Genomic DNA, 18,648 nt, shown 5'->3' with positions numbered 1-18,648 from the left:
TTAGCAATACTACATATGTAGTATAAAATAGATAAAAAAAACACTATTTATTTAGTCTTGAATTATATTATTTTTCTGTCAATTGCATATAAAATAAGCTCTGGGGTGGTATGTCTGCCAGTTTTTTTCATAATATTTTTCCGATGAGTTCTAAATGTATGAATACTTATAAAAAGGTCAGAAGCAATGCTTTTCCCATCATTACCTTTAGCAATCTGCTTTAAAATTTCTGACTCTCTAAAAGTTAGTTTCTCTTTTAAATCTGATGCTGGTGAAATAAGCACATCTACGAGAAGATTTAGTATTTTCGGACATAAGTAACGTTCACCGTTTTCGATTTTATACAAAGCATCAAAAATAGTCTGCTCCTGACAGTCCTTTGAAATAAATCCATCAATATTTTCTTTCAGAAAACTACTGATCGTTTGTTTATTCTTAAAGTATGATAAAATGATAATTTTACAATTTGGAGAATTCAGCCGCAGCTGCTTAAAGTCATCATCGTAAAATAAAAAAATATTATTCGGATCGATAATTAAGTACTCAACTGTATTTTTCTCTAGATGAGTAATCAACTCATCTTTAGAACCTACCACGGTTAAATTTGATTTCTTCACAAACTTTTTCAGGGTCTGTTTCAATCCTATTATATGCAAGTTTTCAGAATCTGCAATCAGGAAATTTTTCATTATTTAGGTTGTTTAGATTTGGTCTAAACAAAAATAACAAATAAATCTCACATTATTGTATTAATTTTTCGCACTTATGCAAATACAAAGAAAGAAACTAAGTACAAAAAAAGAAACCTTAATGACAAGTTTGAGGAATTGTACGCGGATAAAACAGATTCGCTAGAGCGAAAACACAATCCCGAAGCGTCGGGATTGATTTCAGATGTGTTATAGTACGCGGATAAAACGGATTCGCTAGAGCGAAAACACTGATAAAACGGATTTCTCGATATTGCTTTTAAAAATCTGCTTTTATCTGTGTCTTTATTTTTGTAAATCCGTGTCATCCGCGTTCTATTATAGCCAATTCTAGAACAGACGAATTAAATTCTATCTAACTCTTTGTGTATAGCACGCGGATAAAACGGATTCGCTAGAGCGAAAACACGATCCCGAAGCGTCGGGACGGATTTCTCGATATTGCTTTTAAAAATCAGCTTTTATCTGCGTCTTTACTTTTGTAAATCCGCGTCATCCGCGTTCCCTTTTAGACAATCTTTGTCAAAAATACATGGCTTAAAAAACTTAACTTAATGGCATTGCCCGAAGCGTCGGTACATATTTCTCTATATTACTAATAAAATCCGTGTTTTATCCGTGTTTTCGCTTTAGTGAATCCGCGTCATCCGCGTTCCCTTTTAGACAATTTTTGTAAAGTTTCTTAGAGCCTTAGAACCTTTGTCGCTCAGAATCTTAAAAAAAAGGTTCCTGATAAAAATACCAGGAACCTTTTTTTATATTACTTAATAGATTGTCTTAGAAACTGTAACCAACAGCTAGATTAAATCTTGATCCATTTCCTCTTGTATAATTGGCATTTGTACCGTAAAATTGAGAAGTTGTAGTGTAATAATCTGTGTTAAGTAGGTTTTCAATACCTAATTTTACTCTAATTTGATCGGTTACTTTATAAGCTGTAGCCAAGTTCCATAAGTTGAATGAATGAATCGGACCTTCACCAATTGCATAAGCTCCTTTGGCATTTGGTTTAAAATAATCGCGATCTCCAACATACATCCAATATATTTCTACGTTTAATCTTTCGTTTCCAAATTTTGCGTAACCAGTCATTTTAACTGGAGGTATTCTGTTTGATTTTAAATAAATATCATTCTCTCCATAAAAATGACCATCACCATCTTTATCGCCTCTTCCTTGTACATAGGCGTAATTTCCTCCTACAGTAAGTTGTTTTAATACTTGATAATCTGCCTGAATCTCATAACCCCATACACGCTCTGGTAAACGTTCTGCAAGTAAGAAACCATCAACTTGTATCAAGTTTGTTCCTAGTTTAGAAGTACTGTAATAATAAGCTGCACTTAAATTAAACTTCCCTAATTGGCTGCTAAAACCACCTTCATAATTATTTACGATAATTGGTTCAGTTTCTAATTTAGAGATAGCATCTTGTTTTGCTGCCGTAAGAACTCTACCTAAATCAAATACGGAGAAAGCTTGAGAAAAACTGATGAAAGGGTTGAAAAACTTAAACTTAGAATATCTTATACCTGTATTAAAAACAAATGCATCATAATTAAGTTCGCCACCTTTTACGGCAACACTTCCCGCACCGTTTGCTCCTGTAGCAAGAGTGTTATAATCATCAATATTTATTTTGATATTTTCGATACGTAAACCAGCTTTTACTGTCCAATCCTCAAATAATTGAGTCGATAATTGTGCGTAAGGAGCTAGATTAACCATATCAATGTTTGGAACCCATACTCTACCGTCGACTAATTTTTGATTTGTTTTATCGTTTAGTAAATCAAAACCATAAGTAACATCTCCCGTAAAGTTTGACGAAACTACAAATGGTGTATTTAAATAAACTCTTAATCCTTTTTTGGTAGATGCTGTTTGTGATTGTCCAGACCCATAGAAAAAGGCAGAATTAGAGAAAATAGTCAAGAAATCCTGAAAATATAAATTAGCCGTTAAACTAGTATTACCAAAAATCTCTTTGTTTGAATATTGAAGATTTGCATTGTGATTGTAACGTGTACCTTCATCAGCACCAGGTCTGTTTCCTAATACACCAATTGCAGGGCTAATACCATAAACTCCATTTTTAAGTACAAAATCAGAATCTTGATTAGAACTGAAGTAATTGTACATTAATTCAATTCTTTGTTTTTCTGTAAGATCATATCCTAATTTGGTAAACACATTATATGTTTTGGTTTCACCCAATCCGTATTCTGGAGATATAACTTCTCCTTCTCCATCACGAAAAACACCAGTCTTTTCATATACACCACCTACGATATAATTGAAATTTTTGATTTTTCCATAAAACTGTTGTAAAAGTCTATATCCTACAACGCTATCCCCTTTAATGTTTCCAGTAGTACCAGCTTCACTATATCCTGCAAATTTCTTTTGTGTCTTGCCCGATTTTGTAATATAGTTAATCAAACCTCCATCGGCTCCATTACCATAAATAGCTGTTGCTCCTTTTATAACTTCAATACGTTCGATTACCGAAGGATCAATAGAGCGTAATTCTCTACCTGCCGATTTTAATGGTGTCGATTGCGGAATCCCATCGATAAGAACCAAAGGATTTCTTCCTCTAAGAGTTTGTCCGTAATTACCAGTATTATTAGTCGCAGAACCTAAACCTGGAACTGCAAAAGCAAGAACATTAGCAATATTTGGACTTACAATTGATAAGTTTTCGATACTCTTAGCATTAATTACCGTTACAGATGAAGGCGTTTTAGATAAAGTTTCTACTTTTCTGCTAGCCGAAACAATTATTTCATCAAGCTCTGATCCATTATCTCCAAAATTTGCGCCTAATGCCTGATCTTTATTTGATACTTTTAATATTAAATTAAGTGTTGTGGTTTGATTTTTAGAGACACTAATCTCTTGTTCTATTGTTTCGTAACCTTTTAAGGATGCCTGTAAAGTATAGATATTAGCGATTATTTTGTCAAATTTAAAGCTACCATCACTACCAGTCGAAGTGCTATATTTTGATGCTTTAAGAATAATACTTACTCCTGTTAAGGGTTTGCCACTTGAAGTTGTTATTTGTCCTTTAATTTTTCCTGGGCTTTGTTGCGCGAAAGATGTTAAGACCGAAAATAAAAAACAAATTATAAATATAAACTGTGATATTCTTAAGTTGAGATACTTCATTAATTTTTAAATTTGATTGGTTATCTGTTTTTAATAGTTCTAAATAAAAACAGCGCAAATGTAAATATTAATAATCCTTTAACAAAAATTATTTAGATTAATTCTATATAATTTTTGTTAAAAAATCACCTCAATTAGCTTCAATATCAAATGCCTAAATTTTTATAGAATGCATTAGAAATATTAATATTTAGAAAGAATAGAAATCCTGGTACCACTCACCTATCACAGTCATTAATATCAATTTGGTTTTAAATATTCATTTTTGTAATTTCATTTTTTATAACCTTAAATTATGTATCTACAAGTATTGTATTTCTTTTTTAGAAGAGAGCAAAATTTGTTATCGGAATTAATTAAATGAAAACACCTTATCAAATTTCAGATTTTATAGAACAAGCAGACGAAAATGGTTACGTAGCGCTTAAAGTATTTTGTAATAAAGTTTTTAGACTAAATGACGATGCGATTTCTGGATTTTTTGATTCAGAATATAGATTTTATGACTCCCCTAGATCTCAGGCGGCTCGAAAAGATATACGAAATAACATCTCTTTTATCGAGATTATTAAGAAAAGAAGAGCTACTGGAGAAACTTATACCGTAAGAAAAGTTAATGGTGGAATATATAAAGATGATTTGGAATATTTTATTGCACAAGCCAAAATTGCAATACTGGAAAATGATCAACTATTTGACAAGGTCTACGAGCAATATGCTTTACAAAGAAATGAAAAAGTAAGAATAAATCTGGAAAAATACGGATCGCGAAAAGAGGAATGATTCATTACTCCTCTATCTCTTTACTTTTCTGCCATGGAAATTTCCCTTCGATTTCTACCTCGAGTGATAAACTCAAAAAAGTTCTAATTAATACAATAACTCCTAACGAAAGGACACGATCCATTGTTGGTTCGGTTACAACTGTGCCGATAATATCTCCTGCAACAAGGATTTCTAGACCTAACAAGATTCCTTTGCCAAGTTCTTGTCTTAATATTTTATAGGAACGTGGAGTTGTTCCCTGAAGTGAAAAAATGAACTTACCCATCGCTAGCACAATCCCTATAATTATGGTGATAATACCAGTTATTTCAATTCCTTTCGCTACATATTCTATGTATATTTTTACTACTTCCATGTTTATCTTATTTTCAATAAATTAGCATAGACTAATGTAAGAAATTAACATCACATTAATCTATATATCTTTTTATGAAATAGGGTTGGAATGAACAGACATTTCTTTTCTAAAATAAACTTGCTCTTGATTGCTATTCTTGCTATTATCTTCTTCATAATCGAATACTTGATATTCCAGAGATTCCAATAATTCAATCAAAATAACATCATCTTTAAAAGCTTTAATCCATATTAAATCATATTTTCTTTGATTAGCAACTTTTTCAGCACGCTTGAGTAGTACCATTAAATCATCTTTTCCAAAATAAACAATATGGTCAATACCAACAGGTTTATTCGCACCAAGATTTTGATTAGATAGTCTGGATGAGTTAAGCTTCATAAAACCTAAAGGTGTTTCGTTATCATAAACCATCATCATTTCGACCGAAAAATCATTTTGTATTTTAAAGAGTTTAGGAATAGAAAGGTTTTCCTCTACATATTTCTCTCCTAATACTTGCGATTGATTAAATAAATTGGAATAGAATTTAATTGCCTGATTTTCTATCCATCCCGCATTATCATTTATTATAACTACAAATTTTGCAACTTTTGACATAATTTATTTTTTATTTACACATTGTCAGTAAAATTATCATGGTACAAAGTTGCGTTGATTTGTTTTATCAATAAAGAGCCAAATGTCCTATATGTTGGTCGTAAAGTCGTTTTTAGAGAAGCTTAACCATAAAGAAATTTACCGCAGAGAACGCAAGGGAAAAACGCAAAGTTCGCAAAGGTTTATAATCTGTAGATTAAAAAAGATTAACCATTAAGACATTAAGATTCATTAAGGATTAAGCTTAATTTTTCTTTTTTTCTTAATGGTGAAAATTATTTTTGATGGTTGTGTTAAGTTTAACCGCAGAGCACACAAAGTTTTATTGATTAAGCTTTGCGAACTTTGCTTAAATCTTGGTATACTTTTCGGTTAATTTCCAACTATAAACTACAATCTTGTCACCCTGACGGAGGAAGGGTCTCCGCAAGAAACTAACACAAACTATTTCCAGATTATCGAGCTACTCGTGGAGATTCTTCGTTCCTCAGAAAGACAAGATTGTAGTGAGTTAGATTGTCTAAAACTTTGTGAACTTTGCGATTTTCCCTTGCGTTCTCTGCGGTTAAACTTAACACAACCATCAAAAATAATTTTTACTATTAAACTTAATCCTTAATGAATCTTAATATCTTAATGGTTAAACTTTTTAATCTACAGGATACTTTGCGGTTAAATCTAACAACTTAATGTCCATTATTTTTACGATACTCCAAAGGAGAGAAACCTGTATAATTCTTGAAAAATTTGCCAAAAACAGACTGATTAGAAAAGTTCAGCATTTCGCTTATCTGATTAATTGTTAAGGTCTTATCTTGCAGTAATACTTTTGCTTCAAGCACTATAAAATCATCAATCCAATCTCCTGCCGTTTTCCCACTATTCTTTTTAATGACTTCAGATAAATATTTACGTGTAACATTTAAACTATCTGCATAATACCCTACGGAACGTTCTCTTAAAAATTCTTTAGCAAGGATTTCTTTGAATTTTTCAAACAATGGATTTTGATCGTAGTTATCGCTAATAGTTTGTTTTATAGCATCAAGTTCGAATACTAATATATAGAGATAACTTCTTAAAATTGAAGATTGATTGTTGTTATCGCCGTTAAGTGTATCACTAATTAAATCAAATATTTTCCCAAATTTAATTTTAGCACCTTTCTCAAGGCTAAATACATGCATCTGACTATTAACGAAAAAATCATATTGATTCAGGAAGAAAACATTTGCCTGATTTTTAAGGAAGAATTGCGGTTTAAAAAAGATGATATCCATTAAAATTTCATCGCTGTTTTTGGTAAAACTTCTTATTACCGAAGGGCCTAATGTGATTATTGCTGGTGCGTGAATTACAATTTTTGTAAGCCTTGTTTGCATTATAATACTTCCTTTTTTAAGAAATTCTATTGCATAACTTTCTGCTCGATAAGGTTCGTCGATGTAAGGATGATCATTTATTTGTACATAAAAATAATCGTTTTTGTTTTCCTCAGTTGTAAACAAGCTTGTATGATGCTCAAGTGAGTATGTTATAATTTTGTTCATTAATGAGAAATTGGAAGCTAATTTATAGCCAAATATAATTAATGCTAGACGAATACTTAAATATAGCTACAATAAAAAGAAAACAAAATTTATTATCTTTACTACTATGATGGAAATAGGTATAGATAGTTTTGCCTCTGCAATGTACGGGGACAATAATACGCTTAGTAGCGTAGATGCAATGGAGCAATTATTACAAAGAATTGAACTAGCTGATCAGGTAGGTCTTGACATATTTGGTATTGGCGAGCATCACAAAAAAGAATTCTTAGATTCTGCTACAGCAGTTATTTTGGCAGCAGCTGCAGCAAAAACAAGCAATATTCGGTTATCAAGTGCCGTGAGTGTTTTAAGTGCTGCTGATCCTGTGCGTGTATATCAAAGTTTTGCTACTCTGGATTTAATTTCCAAAGGACGAGCAGAAATTGTCGTTGGGCGTGGATCATCAATAGAAGCTTATCCTCTATTTGGATTTAATCTTAATGATTACGACCAACTTTTTAAAGAGAAATTGGAGCTTTTGCTACAAATACGAGATAATGAGTTTGTTACTTGGTCAGGAAAATTTCGTCCTGCTCTAAATAACCTTCCTGTTTATCCACGTGCATTACAAGAAAAATTACCCATTTGGCTAGGCGTTGGCGGAACTCCAGAATCTTTTGTAAGAGCAGGATCTTTAGGATTACCATTAATGGTTGCTGTTATTGGAGGTCAAACACATCGTTTTCGTCCGTTAATTGATTTATATAGAGAAGCAGGTAAAGCAGCAGGATTTACTGCCAAAGAATTAAAAGTAGGCTTGCATTCGCCAGGTTATGTAGGTAGTACAAATGAAAAAGCAATTGCCGATTATTATCCGGGGTATGCCGAACTTTGGACTAAACTAGGAAAAGAACGAGGCTGGCCGCCTGTTACAAAAGCACAGTTTGATAGTCTTATCGACGAAAAAGGGGTTTTGGTTGTAGGGAATCCCGAACAAGTAGCTGAGAAAATTTTGAGACATAGTGAATCTCTTGGCGGTGTTTCAAGATTTACATTCCAAATGGATAATGCAGGACTTACACATTCCCAATTAATGAATGCAATAGAATTAATTGGAACAAAAGTTATCCCATTAATTAGAAAGGCAGAATAAATTTTATTTTGCGTCTGAATAAAATTAACACATAGAAACATAGATTTTTTTAGTTACAAACAAGGCGTTTCAATTAGTCAAAACACACATAGTTAGCTATGTGAAAAAATTATGATTTTCTATAAGGTGCTTTAGATATTCATTTTAAATCTATGTTTCTATGTGTTAAAAATCATTTTGCAATATATATTGGGTTAGACGCACTGCGGTGCGTCTCTACCTAGATATTGTTGAATATCGTTTTGCGATATGTATTGTGTTAGACGCACTGCGGTGCGTCTCTACCTAGATACATTAAACAGGAAAGGTAGCCTAGTGACTACCTTTTTCTGTTTAACAAATGTTTGGGCTTTTACTCTCCACTATTCATAAACGTCATTAAAAGTGTGTACGCATTCTTAGTCACAACTTTGGATGATGCATTTATTAGAGAAGATTTAATTTGGCGAAAGCCTTCATTGGTCGTTCCTGGTTCTACCGGAATCATTTTATAATTATTATTTCCTGTAGAAGAAAAAACAAAGAATTTGCCTTGCCATCTTACAACAGCATCTTCTGGAACGGTAAGTGCTTTTTCGTTTTCAAATTCTGCTTCAGCATTAATAAAAAGCCCCGGAAGTAATGAGCTATCGTATTTATTCATTTTACAAATAACTTCGGCAGCGCGATCTCCGTTAAGACTTTGATTTATGTAAGCGATTTTAGCTGTATATTTCTTTGAAGGATTACTATTAGTAAAAGCTGTAACAGATTGTCCTACAGAAAGTAAGTGAATATCTTTTTCAAAAGCATTCATAACAAGAACGATATCACTTGTTTCCATTAATTCAAACAACATATCCGTTGGAGATATGTATTTCCCCACATTTACATTAACCTTAGTTACCAGACCATTTATAGGCGAAACAATAGATACCGTTTTACTGATATTTGAGGCTGTAAGTGTTCTTACATTAATCCCTAATAAAGTTAGTTTCTGTGCCAATGATGCCATATTTATACGCTGAGTTTGCATTTCGGTAGCAGTTTGTTCGTATAATTTATCGCTACTTGCTTTCTTGGCATTAAGTTCTTTTTGTCTGTTATATTCGCTTTGCGATAATTGAAACTTTTCTTTTGCAGTAAGATAATCCTGTTGCAGTTGTATGTATTGCATATCTTCTACTACTGCTAATAACTGGCCTTTTTTAACATGCATTCCAGACATTAAACTTGTTTGTTTAATATATCCTCCTAACGGAATACTGATGCTTACAACACTTTTGGGCGGTACAGTAACTGTTCCCTGAAGCGTTAATATTTCTTTTACATTTTTTTCTTGTGGGTTCCCTACAATCAATCCAGCATTTTTTACCTGATCATTAGTTAATTGAATGCTGTTTTCTTGCTTATTGACTTCAGCATTATTTTGTTCTTCTTTTTTGTCGCTTTTGCAGGATACTATAAGCAACATGCCTAAAATTGCGGTTATATATGTTCTCATTATATTATAAATTATTAATGGTTTGCAGATTAATTATGGCTTTATTATAATCATTAATCCTGTCTAGATATTCACTTTTTATTGTAATTGCTTGGTTTACCACCAATACCCATTGTAGATAATCAATATCTCCATTTTCTAACTGACTATTGGCAGCATCAATTATAGTCGATGCATTTTTAAGCCCATCATTCTCATAATAATTAAGACTTTCTTTATACTTCTCTACCTCACTTATAGCATTCGAAATATCCGTTTTCACTTCAATTTTTGCTGCTTCTGCCATTGTTTTATACGTTTCGTATTCTGTTTTAGCAGCTTTATTTCGTGCTGATTGACTTGTATAAAACAACGGAATAGATAATCCCAGATTTACATAACTAAACCTATGGCTGCTATCATAATATACTTCTTGCCCAGCATCATTGGTTTGAGCACCTATTATACTCAAATTATTATATCCCAATGTAATATCTGGTAGCATCTTAGCTTGTTCTGTTTTCCATTTCCATTTTGCAGTTTCGGCAATATGATTGGACAGTTTTATTTGTGGCAACTCTGCCGAATTTGATTTTTCGTTTAACGAAACATTAAACTCATTCTTGATATTAGTTGCTGTAGGAACATGAATTATACTATCCTGAAGAACAGCATTAAAAGATCGTATTGTTATATCTATATCTCTGTTTACCATTGTAAGCTGGTTGGTATAGAATTGTCTTGCCGATTGAGATGCGCTTTTTTCAAGCACATTTGTTTCTCCGGCTCTATAACGCAAATCCGATTTCTGTTCCATTAATCTGTAAATAGAATCGGCGTAAGCCAATAGTTCTTTTTTACTATTTAGCCAGATATAGGAATAAAAGAGATTCCTCACATTCGATTTAATTTGCTGTGCCGTTAACTGAGATTCAGCTTTGGCAGCATTATACCCTTCTTTTAAAGCCTTTTTCTGATTGCTATAAACAGTTGGGAAAGCAAATGTTTGGCTAATGCCGAAACGAGTGTCGTTAAGACCACTGTTAAACTGACCATAGTCTGCATCTAAAGTAGTTTTCGGGATATCAAAAGCCGATTTTTGGAGTTGTTCTTTTGATTTTTCGTTCAGTTGTGCCGATTTCACTCTTTTGTTATTCTGAATCGCAATAGACAATGATTCATCAAGAGATATAGGTCGTTGTTGTGCCTGAACTGAAGCTGTAATTAATAAACCAACAAGTAATAATGTCAATTTATCGATTTTATGTTTCTTCATTTTTTTAGTAAATACTTTGGTATGATATGTCATTAAATAAATAGACGGAAGCACGAACAAAGTAAGTAAAGTTGCTGTTATTAATCCTCCTATAACTACTGTTGCAAGTGGACGTTGAACCTCTGCACCTGCACCATTACTTAAAGCCATTGGCAAGAAGCCTAACGATGCTACAGCGGCTGTCATTAATACGGGACGCAACCTGTTTTTTGTTCCTGTAATGATAATTTGGAACGGATCAGTGATTTCGCCCAGCTTCTGTATTCGGTTAAACTCCGATATCAAAACAATTCCGTTAAGTACGGCTACTCCAAATAATGCAATGAAACCAACTCCTGCAGATATACTAAAAGGCATATCGCGCAATGCAAGTCCAAATACCCCACCAATTGCCGATAAAGGAATTGCTGTAAATATTATAATTCCTTCTTTTAGAGATCGAAACGCAAAATATAGCAATGCCAAAATCATAAATAATGCAGCTGGTACAGCAACACCTAGACGAGATTTTGCTTGTTGTAAGTTTTCAAAAGTTCCTCCGTAAGTGATATAATATCCTGGATCAAATTTTATCTGCGCATTTACCTTTTTCTGTAATTCTTCTACAATCGATTCTACATCCCGACCTCTAACATTAAAACCAACAATGATTCTTCTTTTAGCGTCTTCTCGTTGTATTTGGTTTGGACCTTCAATTTCTTTTACCGATGCTACCTGATAAAGCGGAATTTGCATTCCTGATGGTGTTGCGATTAAAAGATTACGTACATCAGATATATCTTTTCGTCCGCTAGCTTCAACTCTAACAACCATATCAAATCGTTTTTCTCCTTCATAAATACTACCAGCGACTGCACCTGCAAAAGCTGCATTTACGGTTTGGTTAATATCAGAAACATAGATTCCGTATTTAGCCATTTCGGCCCAATCATAGTCTATAACGATTTGTGGCATTCCTGTAACTTTCTCCACATATAGATCTGTCGCCCCTTCTACAGTTTTACCAATATTGCCTAATTTCTCGGCATATTCAGCCAGTTTATCAAGATCTTCTCCATAAATTTTACATACAACATCTTGTTTTGCACCAGTCATAAGTTCGTTAAAACGCATTTGAACAGGAAATTGAAAACCAGTCGTAACTCCGGGAGCAACTTGTTTTACTGTTTCGGTCATTTTATCTGCCAGTTCGGAGAAAGATGAAGCACTTGTCCACTCCGATTTATCTTTTAAAACAATAATCATATCCCCGCCTTCTATTGGCATTGGATCCGTAGGAATCTCGGCACTACCAATTCTCGATACTACTTTTTCGACCTCGGGATAATTGCTTTTAAGAGCAGCCGAAATTTTCTGAATTGTTTCTGTAGTTGTCGATAGGTTTGTTCCTAGTAGCAAACGTGTTTCTACAGCAAAATCTCCTTCTTCTAGTTGTGGTATAAACTCACCACCCATTCGTGTAAACAAAAACATTGCAATACCAAATAAAACAAATGCCGAGATAACGATAGATTTTCTTACTCGTAAAGCTTTAGTTAGCCAGTTTTCATAATACGATTCTAACCTTGCCATAATTCGGTCGGAAAGATTAGGTTTATGGTTTACTTTTTTACTTATAAATAAAGAACTAACCATTGGCACATAGGTAAGCGATAAGATAAATGCTCCTAAAATGGCAAAAGCAACGGTTTGTGCCATTGGTTTAAACATTTTACCTTCTATTCCTTCTAATGATAAAATAGGAAGATAAACGATAAGGATAATTATTTGTCCAAATACAGCTGCGTTCATCATACGACCTGCCGAACTAGCAACTTCTTTGTCCATTTCTGGTTGCGAAACACTATCTACGTTTTTATACTTTTTAGTGCTGTGCATATGATGTAATATGGCTTCGACTATAATTACAGCACCATCAACTATTAAACCAAAATCTAGAGCACCAAGACTCATTAAATTTCCGCTTACGCCAAAAGTATTCATCATGATAATAGCAAATAACATTGCTAATGGTATCACCGATGCTACAATAAATCCTGCACGCAGATTACCTAAAAACAGCACCAATACCAAGACAACAATCAATGCCCCTTCGATAAGATTTTTTTGAACTGTACCAATAGCATTATCAACCATTTTGGTACGGTCTAGAAAAGGCTCTATTTTTAAACCTTCTGGCAAAATCTTTTCAATTTCGGCAACACGTTTTTTTACATCTACAATAACATTATTTGCGTTTTCACCTTTAAGCATCATAACAATTCCACCTACAGATTCTCCCAGATCATCTGTGGTTAAAGCTCCATAACGTATCGCCGAAGACATTTTTACATCAGCAATATCTTTTATAAGAATTGGTGTTCCTGCTTGGGTATTTTTTACAATAATATTCTGGATATCACTTATATTTTTGGTAAGACCAACGCTACGGATATAAAGTACTGTTGGCCCTTTCTCTATATAAGCTCCTCCTGTATTCTCATTATTACTACTTAAAGCTGTAAAAACCTCTTTAATAGTAAGACTTTGGGCTTTTAATCGTGCTGGATTTACGGCAATTTCATATTGTTTTAATTTCCCCCCAAAAGTAGCTACATCAGCAATTCCGGGAGTTCCTAAAAGTTGTCTTCGAATTGTCCAATCCTGAATTGTTCGCAAATCCTCAAGAGAATACTTGGCTTCGTAACCCGGTTGTGGTTTTACAACATATTGGTATATTTCGCCCAATCCAGTTGTTGCAGGAGCCATTTCGGGTTTACTGGCATTTTTGTCTATTTCTACTTTTTGTAAACGTTCGGCAACCTGCTGACGCGCCCAATACACATCTGTATCATCATCAAAAACAATTGTAATTAACGAAAGTCCAAAACGCGAAATACTACGACTTTCTTTAAGTTGCGGAATATTACTTATCGCCTGTTCTATCGGGAATGTTATAAGACGTTCAACATCTTCGGCTCCTAAGGATGGAGCGGTTGTAATAATTTGTACCTGATTGTTTGTGATGTCTGGTACGGCATCTATTGGTAAACGACTAACTTCATACACGCCATAAATAATCCATAGCAATGTAAAGACGCCAATTACCAGTTTATTCTTAACTGAGAATTGTATTATCTTATTAAGCATAATTTGATTTAATTTTTAGATATAATAATGCTATAGCTGAGACTTATAAATGTCTTAACTACAATAAAAATTTGAAAAATTAAATTATGCTATAGGAGGTCTAAATACCGAAAATAAGGCAGGGTTAGAATACAGGTTGGATGTATAAGGAATAATAGCAGACTCTTTAAGTCCAGTATTAAAAGGTATATAAATGGTGTGTTTATCTGTAGGTATAAATACAAGCTGTAATGAATAACCACTTATATTTTTAAAAGGAAGTTGCATATCGCGATCACCATCATTATCGTTTAGATCATCGCCCCAATAATGCATGGCCAAAAAATCAATAAAACTTACATTTCCTATTTGCTGATGTTCCTTAAAGTGCTCAAGTAATACAGGCAATTTATAAAATTGCTGAAAGAAGCCAATGTTAGACGCTATTAAGAAGATGAATATGTAAGGAATAACTTTTCGCACTTCACAAATTTACTTTTTATGACAAAACAATCCCAATTTTAAATTGGGTCTAAGCCATTTTTATTGATTTAAAGAGAGAAGCAAAATGCAATTTATTTTATTTCATTAATACGAGCAAAACATTAAACTATTTTCAATTAATAAGCACTTTTCGTTTATTATAAATAAATATAAGATAAAACCTAACAACCTGTTAATAAGATAACTCTTAAGGCTAATTATTGCTGCATCAATAAAGTAGCTATATAAAAAAAACAGGTAAAAACACGTATTGCTACACTATCTCCTTTATATACTTTAGCTAGACAAAGGTATTGATTACCAGTTATTTATAATCATTCTACGTAAGTAAAAATCAAAAAAATAATGTAATCGAAACCTAAATTATTAATTAACACCTAAATCCCCCAAACCAATCTTATGGAACCTATCCCCTATTCTAAACTTTTTTTAGAAGCTTCGGCATTACTTACCGGTTTTAGTAAAACAGAACTTAAGTCTACTGGAATGCAGGAAAGTTATTATAATACCATTCTTAAAAATATAAATAAAGAAGACGTTGATTACTTCTTTATCGATTTTAATAAACTACTCATCGATTCTAAGCAAAATGCAAAAACAATCGAGCATACTCTGGCTACACAGTTTATGCCTACATCTTCTTATGGCAATCTAGCTCAAAGTATTATTGTTCTTTGGTATACAGGAAATTGGAAAGGGAATGTAGTATCATCAGCTTCATACATACAAGGCTTAATGTGGGATGCGATACATGCACACCCGCCTGGAGCCAAACAACCAGGGTATGGTTCATGGTCAGATCTTCCTCTTTCAGTTAAACAATCAACTGCTAAAAAAGTTTCAAATGGAAAATAATAGTTATGATGTGGTAATTGTTGGATCTGGAATAGCTGGATCAATAGTAGCAAAATTGCTCACCAATGCAGGAAAAAAAGTATTGATGCTCGAAGCTGGATTAACAGCAGGTATAGCTATGGATCAGGAAGCTAATTACAAAAATTATCAAGACTATCTTACTACTTTTTATACTGCTTCCGCAAAAGTACCAAACTCACCTTATCCCGATGTAAAAGATGCACAATCTATAAATGTATTAGACTTACAGGTGATGCAAAAAAACAAGCCGTCTACTAATGGGTATTTAGTACAAATGGGACCATTGCCTTTTGCAAGTGACTGTACCCGTGCTCCTGGTGGTACGACCTTACACTGGTTAGGTACAACACTCCGAATGTTACCGAATGATTTTAAAATGAAATCAAAATATGGTGTTGCTGTAGATTGGCCTATTAAATATGAAGATATGAACCGTTACTACGAAATGGCCGAAAATGAAATTGGTGTTTCTGGAGATGTAAAGGATCAAAACTATCCTATTGAGCAAAAAAGTATCTATAATAAGGATTATGTACTTCCTATGAAAGGCATCCCGATAAGTTATCTCGATAAAGTAATGACTGATGTAATAGACAAAAACAGTAAAATTATACTTAATGATAAAGCATACAAATTGTATTGCATTAGTACGCCACAAGGTCGGAATTCTATTCCTAATACAGATTATGATATTGATGGAGTAGCTTGGAATCCGGGTACAAAGAAACTGGATATAACCCGAAGCAAATCAAAAGTAGATTATAATCCTGTGGGGTCAAACTGGGATCCTTATACTGGGCAACGTTGCGAAGGTAATGCAAGCTGCGTTCCTATTTGTCCTGTGCAAGCTAAGTATAACGCATTAAAAACGCTTAGAAAGTGTGATATGGGAAATCTCTCCATAAAAACACAAGCTGTAGCTTCCCGATTATTAATAAACGAAACTTCTAACTGGATAAACGGTGTTGAATATAAAAAATATGCAAACGGTAACTCTAGTAAATACGAAACATTTACTGCCAAAGGAACAATATATGTAATGGCTGCTAGTGCCATAGAAAATGCCAAATTACTACTTGCTTCGGGTGCTGCCAATAGTAGTGATCAGGTGGGTCGTAACTTAATGGATCACATGACGGTATTACGATGGGGACTTGCCAAAGAACCTATTTATCCGTATCGCGGTCCGGGTTCTACTACCAATATTCCAACATTTCGTGATGGAGAATTTCGTAAAGACCATGCTGCATGGATATTACCATTGGATAACTGGGGTTGGGCATGGCCTACATTTTCTCCGGGATCAGATGTAAGTGAGGCTGTTAGCGAAGGTGTATTTGGTAAAAAACTACGTGATAGAATCGAAGATCGTGTTACCCGACAATTCTTTACTCACTTTGAATGCGAACAAGCTCCAGACCCAAACAATCGTGTAACAATTGATCCTGTATACAAGGATAATATCGATAATTACAGACCTGTTATTCACTACAACGCAACGGAGTATATGCTAAAAGCTTTTGAAGCATCAGGAATTGTTTCTGAGCAATTGTTTGACCAATGTGGTATTAAAGATTTTACAAAGTACAAACCCGGAGTAGACCCTGATTATGTAACCTATAAAGGCAAAGGATACAGTTTTGCAGGTGCTGGACATATTGTAGGAACTCACCGCATGGGATTTACTAAGCAAGACTCAGTAGTAGATACAGATATGCGTACCTGGGATCATGAAAACCTTTTTCTTGTGGGCTGTGGCAATATGCCTACTCTAGGCACCTCCAACCCTACTCTAACAATGTCTGCCCTGACTTTTAAAGCCGCAGAAGCTATTCTTAAACAACTTGAACAATAATTAAATCATGGAAAATAATTTCTTTCAAAAAAATAATCCGAAGCGTCAGAAACTAATCAAGCCTCTCACCCATTTGGACACGCCACAAGAAATCGCAAACTCGATTGCTCTGCAAGGTGACGCTTTGCAAATTAAAGATCTTCCTGTTCAACTAAAAATGTCTCAGGATGATGTCATGAACTATATCAAGGATATAAAACATCTTCAGCGATGTCTTAGGACTGCGTTACAACTAGAACTTTCGACAATACCACCTTATCTATGTGGACTTTACACCATAAAAGAGGGGAGCAATGTCGAGGCTGCTGCGTTAATACGAAGCGTAGTTGTAGAGGAAATGTTGCACATGATATTAGTATCTAATATTCTTAATGCAATCACTGATCCCAAAAGTATAAAAAAAGGTGAAAAACTTTTTAATGTAAAAGATATCATCCCTTCCTACCCTACTTTTTTGCCCGGAGATATTCGACCAGTTGTTCCCGAAGGAGCGCCAGCGTTTAAAGTACACTTGCTTAAATTTTCTAAAGAAGCATTAGAAGAATTTTCTACAATCGAAAGACCATCGGATCCTAATGCGCCAATTACAAAGAATTTTGATAGTATAGGACAATTTTATGAAGCCATACGATATGGTTTAGAACGTCTGAACCGAGAATCGGAAGGCAAAATATTTAAAGGTGATCCTAAACGCCAGATAACTCCTGAGCATTATTATGGTAGTGGTGGTAAGATTACAAAAGTTACAAACTATGAAGAGGCTGAAGAAGCCATTGATGAAATCGTTGGTCAAGGTGAAGGTATAGACGGAACTATTGCTACAGATCATGTAATGTTTGGAGAAGATATTGAATATGCACATTACTTTAAGTTTCAGGAAATAAGTTATGGGCGTATGTATAGTGCCAATGACACTAATTTTCAGATGCCAGTAAGAAGCGTACCTACAGGCCGCCCGTTTACCGTAAGTTGGTCATCGGTTTATAATATGAAAGCAAATCCTAAAATGAAAGATTATAAGGACAATCCCGAACTATTACAAAAAGCCATCGATTTTAATAAAGTATATGTAACGCTTCTCAATAATATAAACGATGCTGTAAGCGGTCATCCCGATTTACTAATTAAAGGTATTGCTGTAATGTATGACCTTAAATATAAAGCGCTGGAATTATTAAATATTCCATTAGCAAATGGAGAATGTGCTGGACCAACATTTGAATATGTAGAAGTATAATATTTTAATTCATCTAT

At 33.8% G+C, this 18,648-nt stretch carries 13 protein-coding genes; 5 read left to right on the top strand and 8 right to left on the bottom strand.

The window, feature by feature from the left end; translation table 11 throughout:
- Positions 1–62: 62 nt before the first annotated feature.
- Both SHI72_RS14255 and SHI72_RS14250 read right to left on the bottom strand, forming a co-directional pair.
- Positions 63–689, bottom strand: coding sequence for a response regulator transcription factor (locus SHI72_RS14255; RefSeq protein ID WP_323490366.1), 627 nt, complete (start codon positions 687–689; stop codon positions 63–65).
- Between the two features lie 798 nt (positions 690–1,487).
- Complete coding sequence (locus SHI72_RS14250) at positions 1,488–3,884, bottom strand: TonB-dependent receptor (protein WP_323490365.1); 2,397 nt, start codon at positions 3,882–3,884, stop codon at positions 1,488–1,490.
- 360 nt (positions 3,885–4,244) lie between these two features.
- Here SHI72_RS14250 and SHI72_RS14245 point away from each other — a divergent pair, with 360 nt between their 5' ends.
- Positions 4,245–4,667, top strand: a complete 423-nt coding sequence (locus tag SHI72_RS14245) for a hypothetical protein (RefSeq protein ID WP_323490364.1) — start codon at positions 4,245–4,247, stop codon at positions 4,665–4,667.
- A gap of 4 nt (positions 4,668–4,671) precedes the next feature.
- On the opposite strand, the gene SHI72_RS14240 is transcribed toward SHI72_RS14245, so the two are convergent.
- The 3 genes from SHI72_RS14240 to SHI72_RS14230 form a co-directional block, all read right to left on the bottom strand.
- Entirely contained in the window at positions 4,672–5,025 is a 354-nt protein-coding gene (locus tag SHI72_RS14240) for a DUF1622 domain-containing protein (protein WP_039118854.1), read from the bottom strand.
- Between the two features lie 72 nt (positions 5,026–5,097).
- A complete protein-coding gene (locus SHI72_RS14235; protein WP_323490363.1) occupies positions 5,098–5,628 on the bottom strand; it encodes a hypothetical protein in 531 nt (176 codons plus the stop codon).
- A 686-nt stretch (positions 5,629–6,314) separates the two neighbouring features.
- Positions 6,315–7,178, bottom strand: coding sequence for a helix-turn-helix domain-containing protein (locus tag SHI72_RS14230; protein WP_323490362.1), 864 nt, complete (start codon positions 7,176–7,178; stop codon positions 6,315–6,317).
- 109 nt (positions 7,179–7,287) lie between these two features.
- Here SHI72_RS14230 and SHI72_RS14225 point away from each other — a divergent pair, with 109 nt between their 5' ends.
- Positions 7,288–8,313, top strand: a complete 1,026-nt coding sequence (locus SHI72_RS14225) for an LLM class flavin-dependent oxidoreductase (protein WP_323490501.1) — start codon at positions 7,288–7,290, stop codon at positions 8,311–8,313.
- 352 nt (positions 8,314–8,665) lie between these two features.
- Here SHI72_RS14225 and SHI72_RS14220 read toward each other — a convergent pair whose 3' ends face one another.
- The 3 genes from SHI72_RS14220 to SHI72_RS14210 all read right to left on the bottom strand — a co-directional run bounded on the left by SHI72_RS14220 (position 8,666) and on the right by SHI72_RS14210 (position 14,567).
- Positions 8,666–9,796, bottom strand: coding sequence for an efflux RND transporter periplasmic adaptor subunit (locus SHI72_RS14220; protein ID WP_323490361.1), 1,131 nt, complete (start codon positions 9,794–9,796; stop codon positions 8,666–8,668).
- A gap of 4 nt (positions 9,797–9,800) precedes the next feature.
- A complete protein-coding gene (locus SHI72_RS14215) occupies positions 9,801–14,180 on the bottom strand; it encodes a CusA/CzcA family heavy metal efflux RND transporter (RefSeq protein WP_323490360.1) in 4,380 nt (1,459 codons plus the stop codon).
- Positions 14,181–14,264: 84 nt separating this feature from the next.
- Complete coding sequence (locus tag SHI72_RS14210; RefSeq protein WP_240474748.1) at positions 14,265–14,567, bottom strand: hypothetical protein; 303 nt, start codon at positions 14,565–14,567, stop codon at positions 14,265–14,267.
- 495 nt (positions 14,568–15,062) lie between these two features.
- On the opposite strand from SHI72_RS14210, the gene SHI72_RS14205 reads away from it, so the two are divergent.
- Genes SHI72_RS14205 through SHI72_RS14195 form a run of 3 tightly spaced genes read left to right on the top strand, consistent with a single transcriptional unit; the run spans position 15,063 to position 18,631 of the window.
- Positions 15,063–15,518 carry a hypothetical protein gene (locus SHI72_RS14205; protein ID WP_323490359.1) on the top strand — a complete coding sequence of 152 codons (456 nt, stop codon included), beginning with the start codon at positions 15,063–15,065 and terminating at the stop codon, positions 15,516–15,518.
- Entirely contained in the window at positions 15,508–17,394 is a 1,887-nt protein-coding gene (locus SHI72_RS14200; protein ID WP_323490358.1) for a GMC family oxidoreductase, read from the top strand. The genes SHI72_RS14205 and SHI72_RS14200 overlap by 11 nt, the downstream gene beginning before the upstream one ends.
- Positions 17,395–17,401: 7 nt before the next feature.
- Positions 17,402–18,631 carry a ferritin-like protein gene (locus tag SHI72_RS14195; protein WP_323490357.1) on the top strand — a complete coding sequence of 410 codons (1,230 nt, stop codon included), beginning with the start codon at positions 17,402–17,404 and terminating at the stop codon, positions 18,629–18,631.
- Positions 18,632–18,648: the final 17 nt, after the last annotated feature.

The organism is Flavobacterium sp. PL02, from assembly GCF_035013205.1.
Taxonomy (GTDB): Bacteria; Bacteroidota; Bacteroidia; order Flavobacteriales; family Flavobacteriaceae; genus Flavobacterium.
This window is presented reverse-complemented; position numbering and strand designations above follow the sequence as displayed.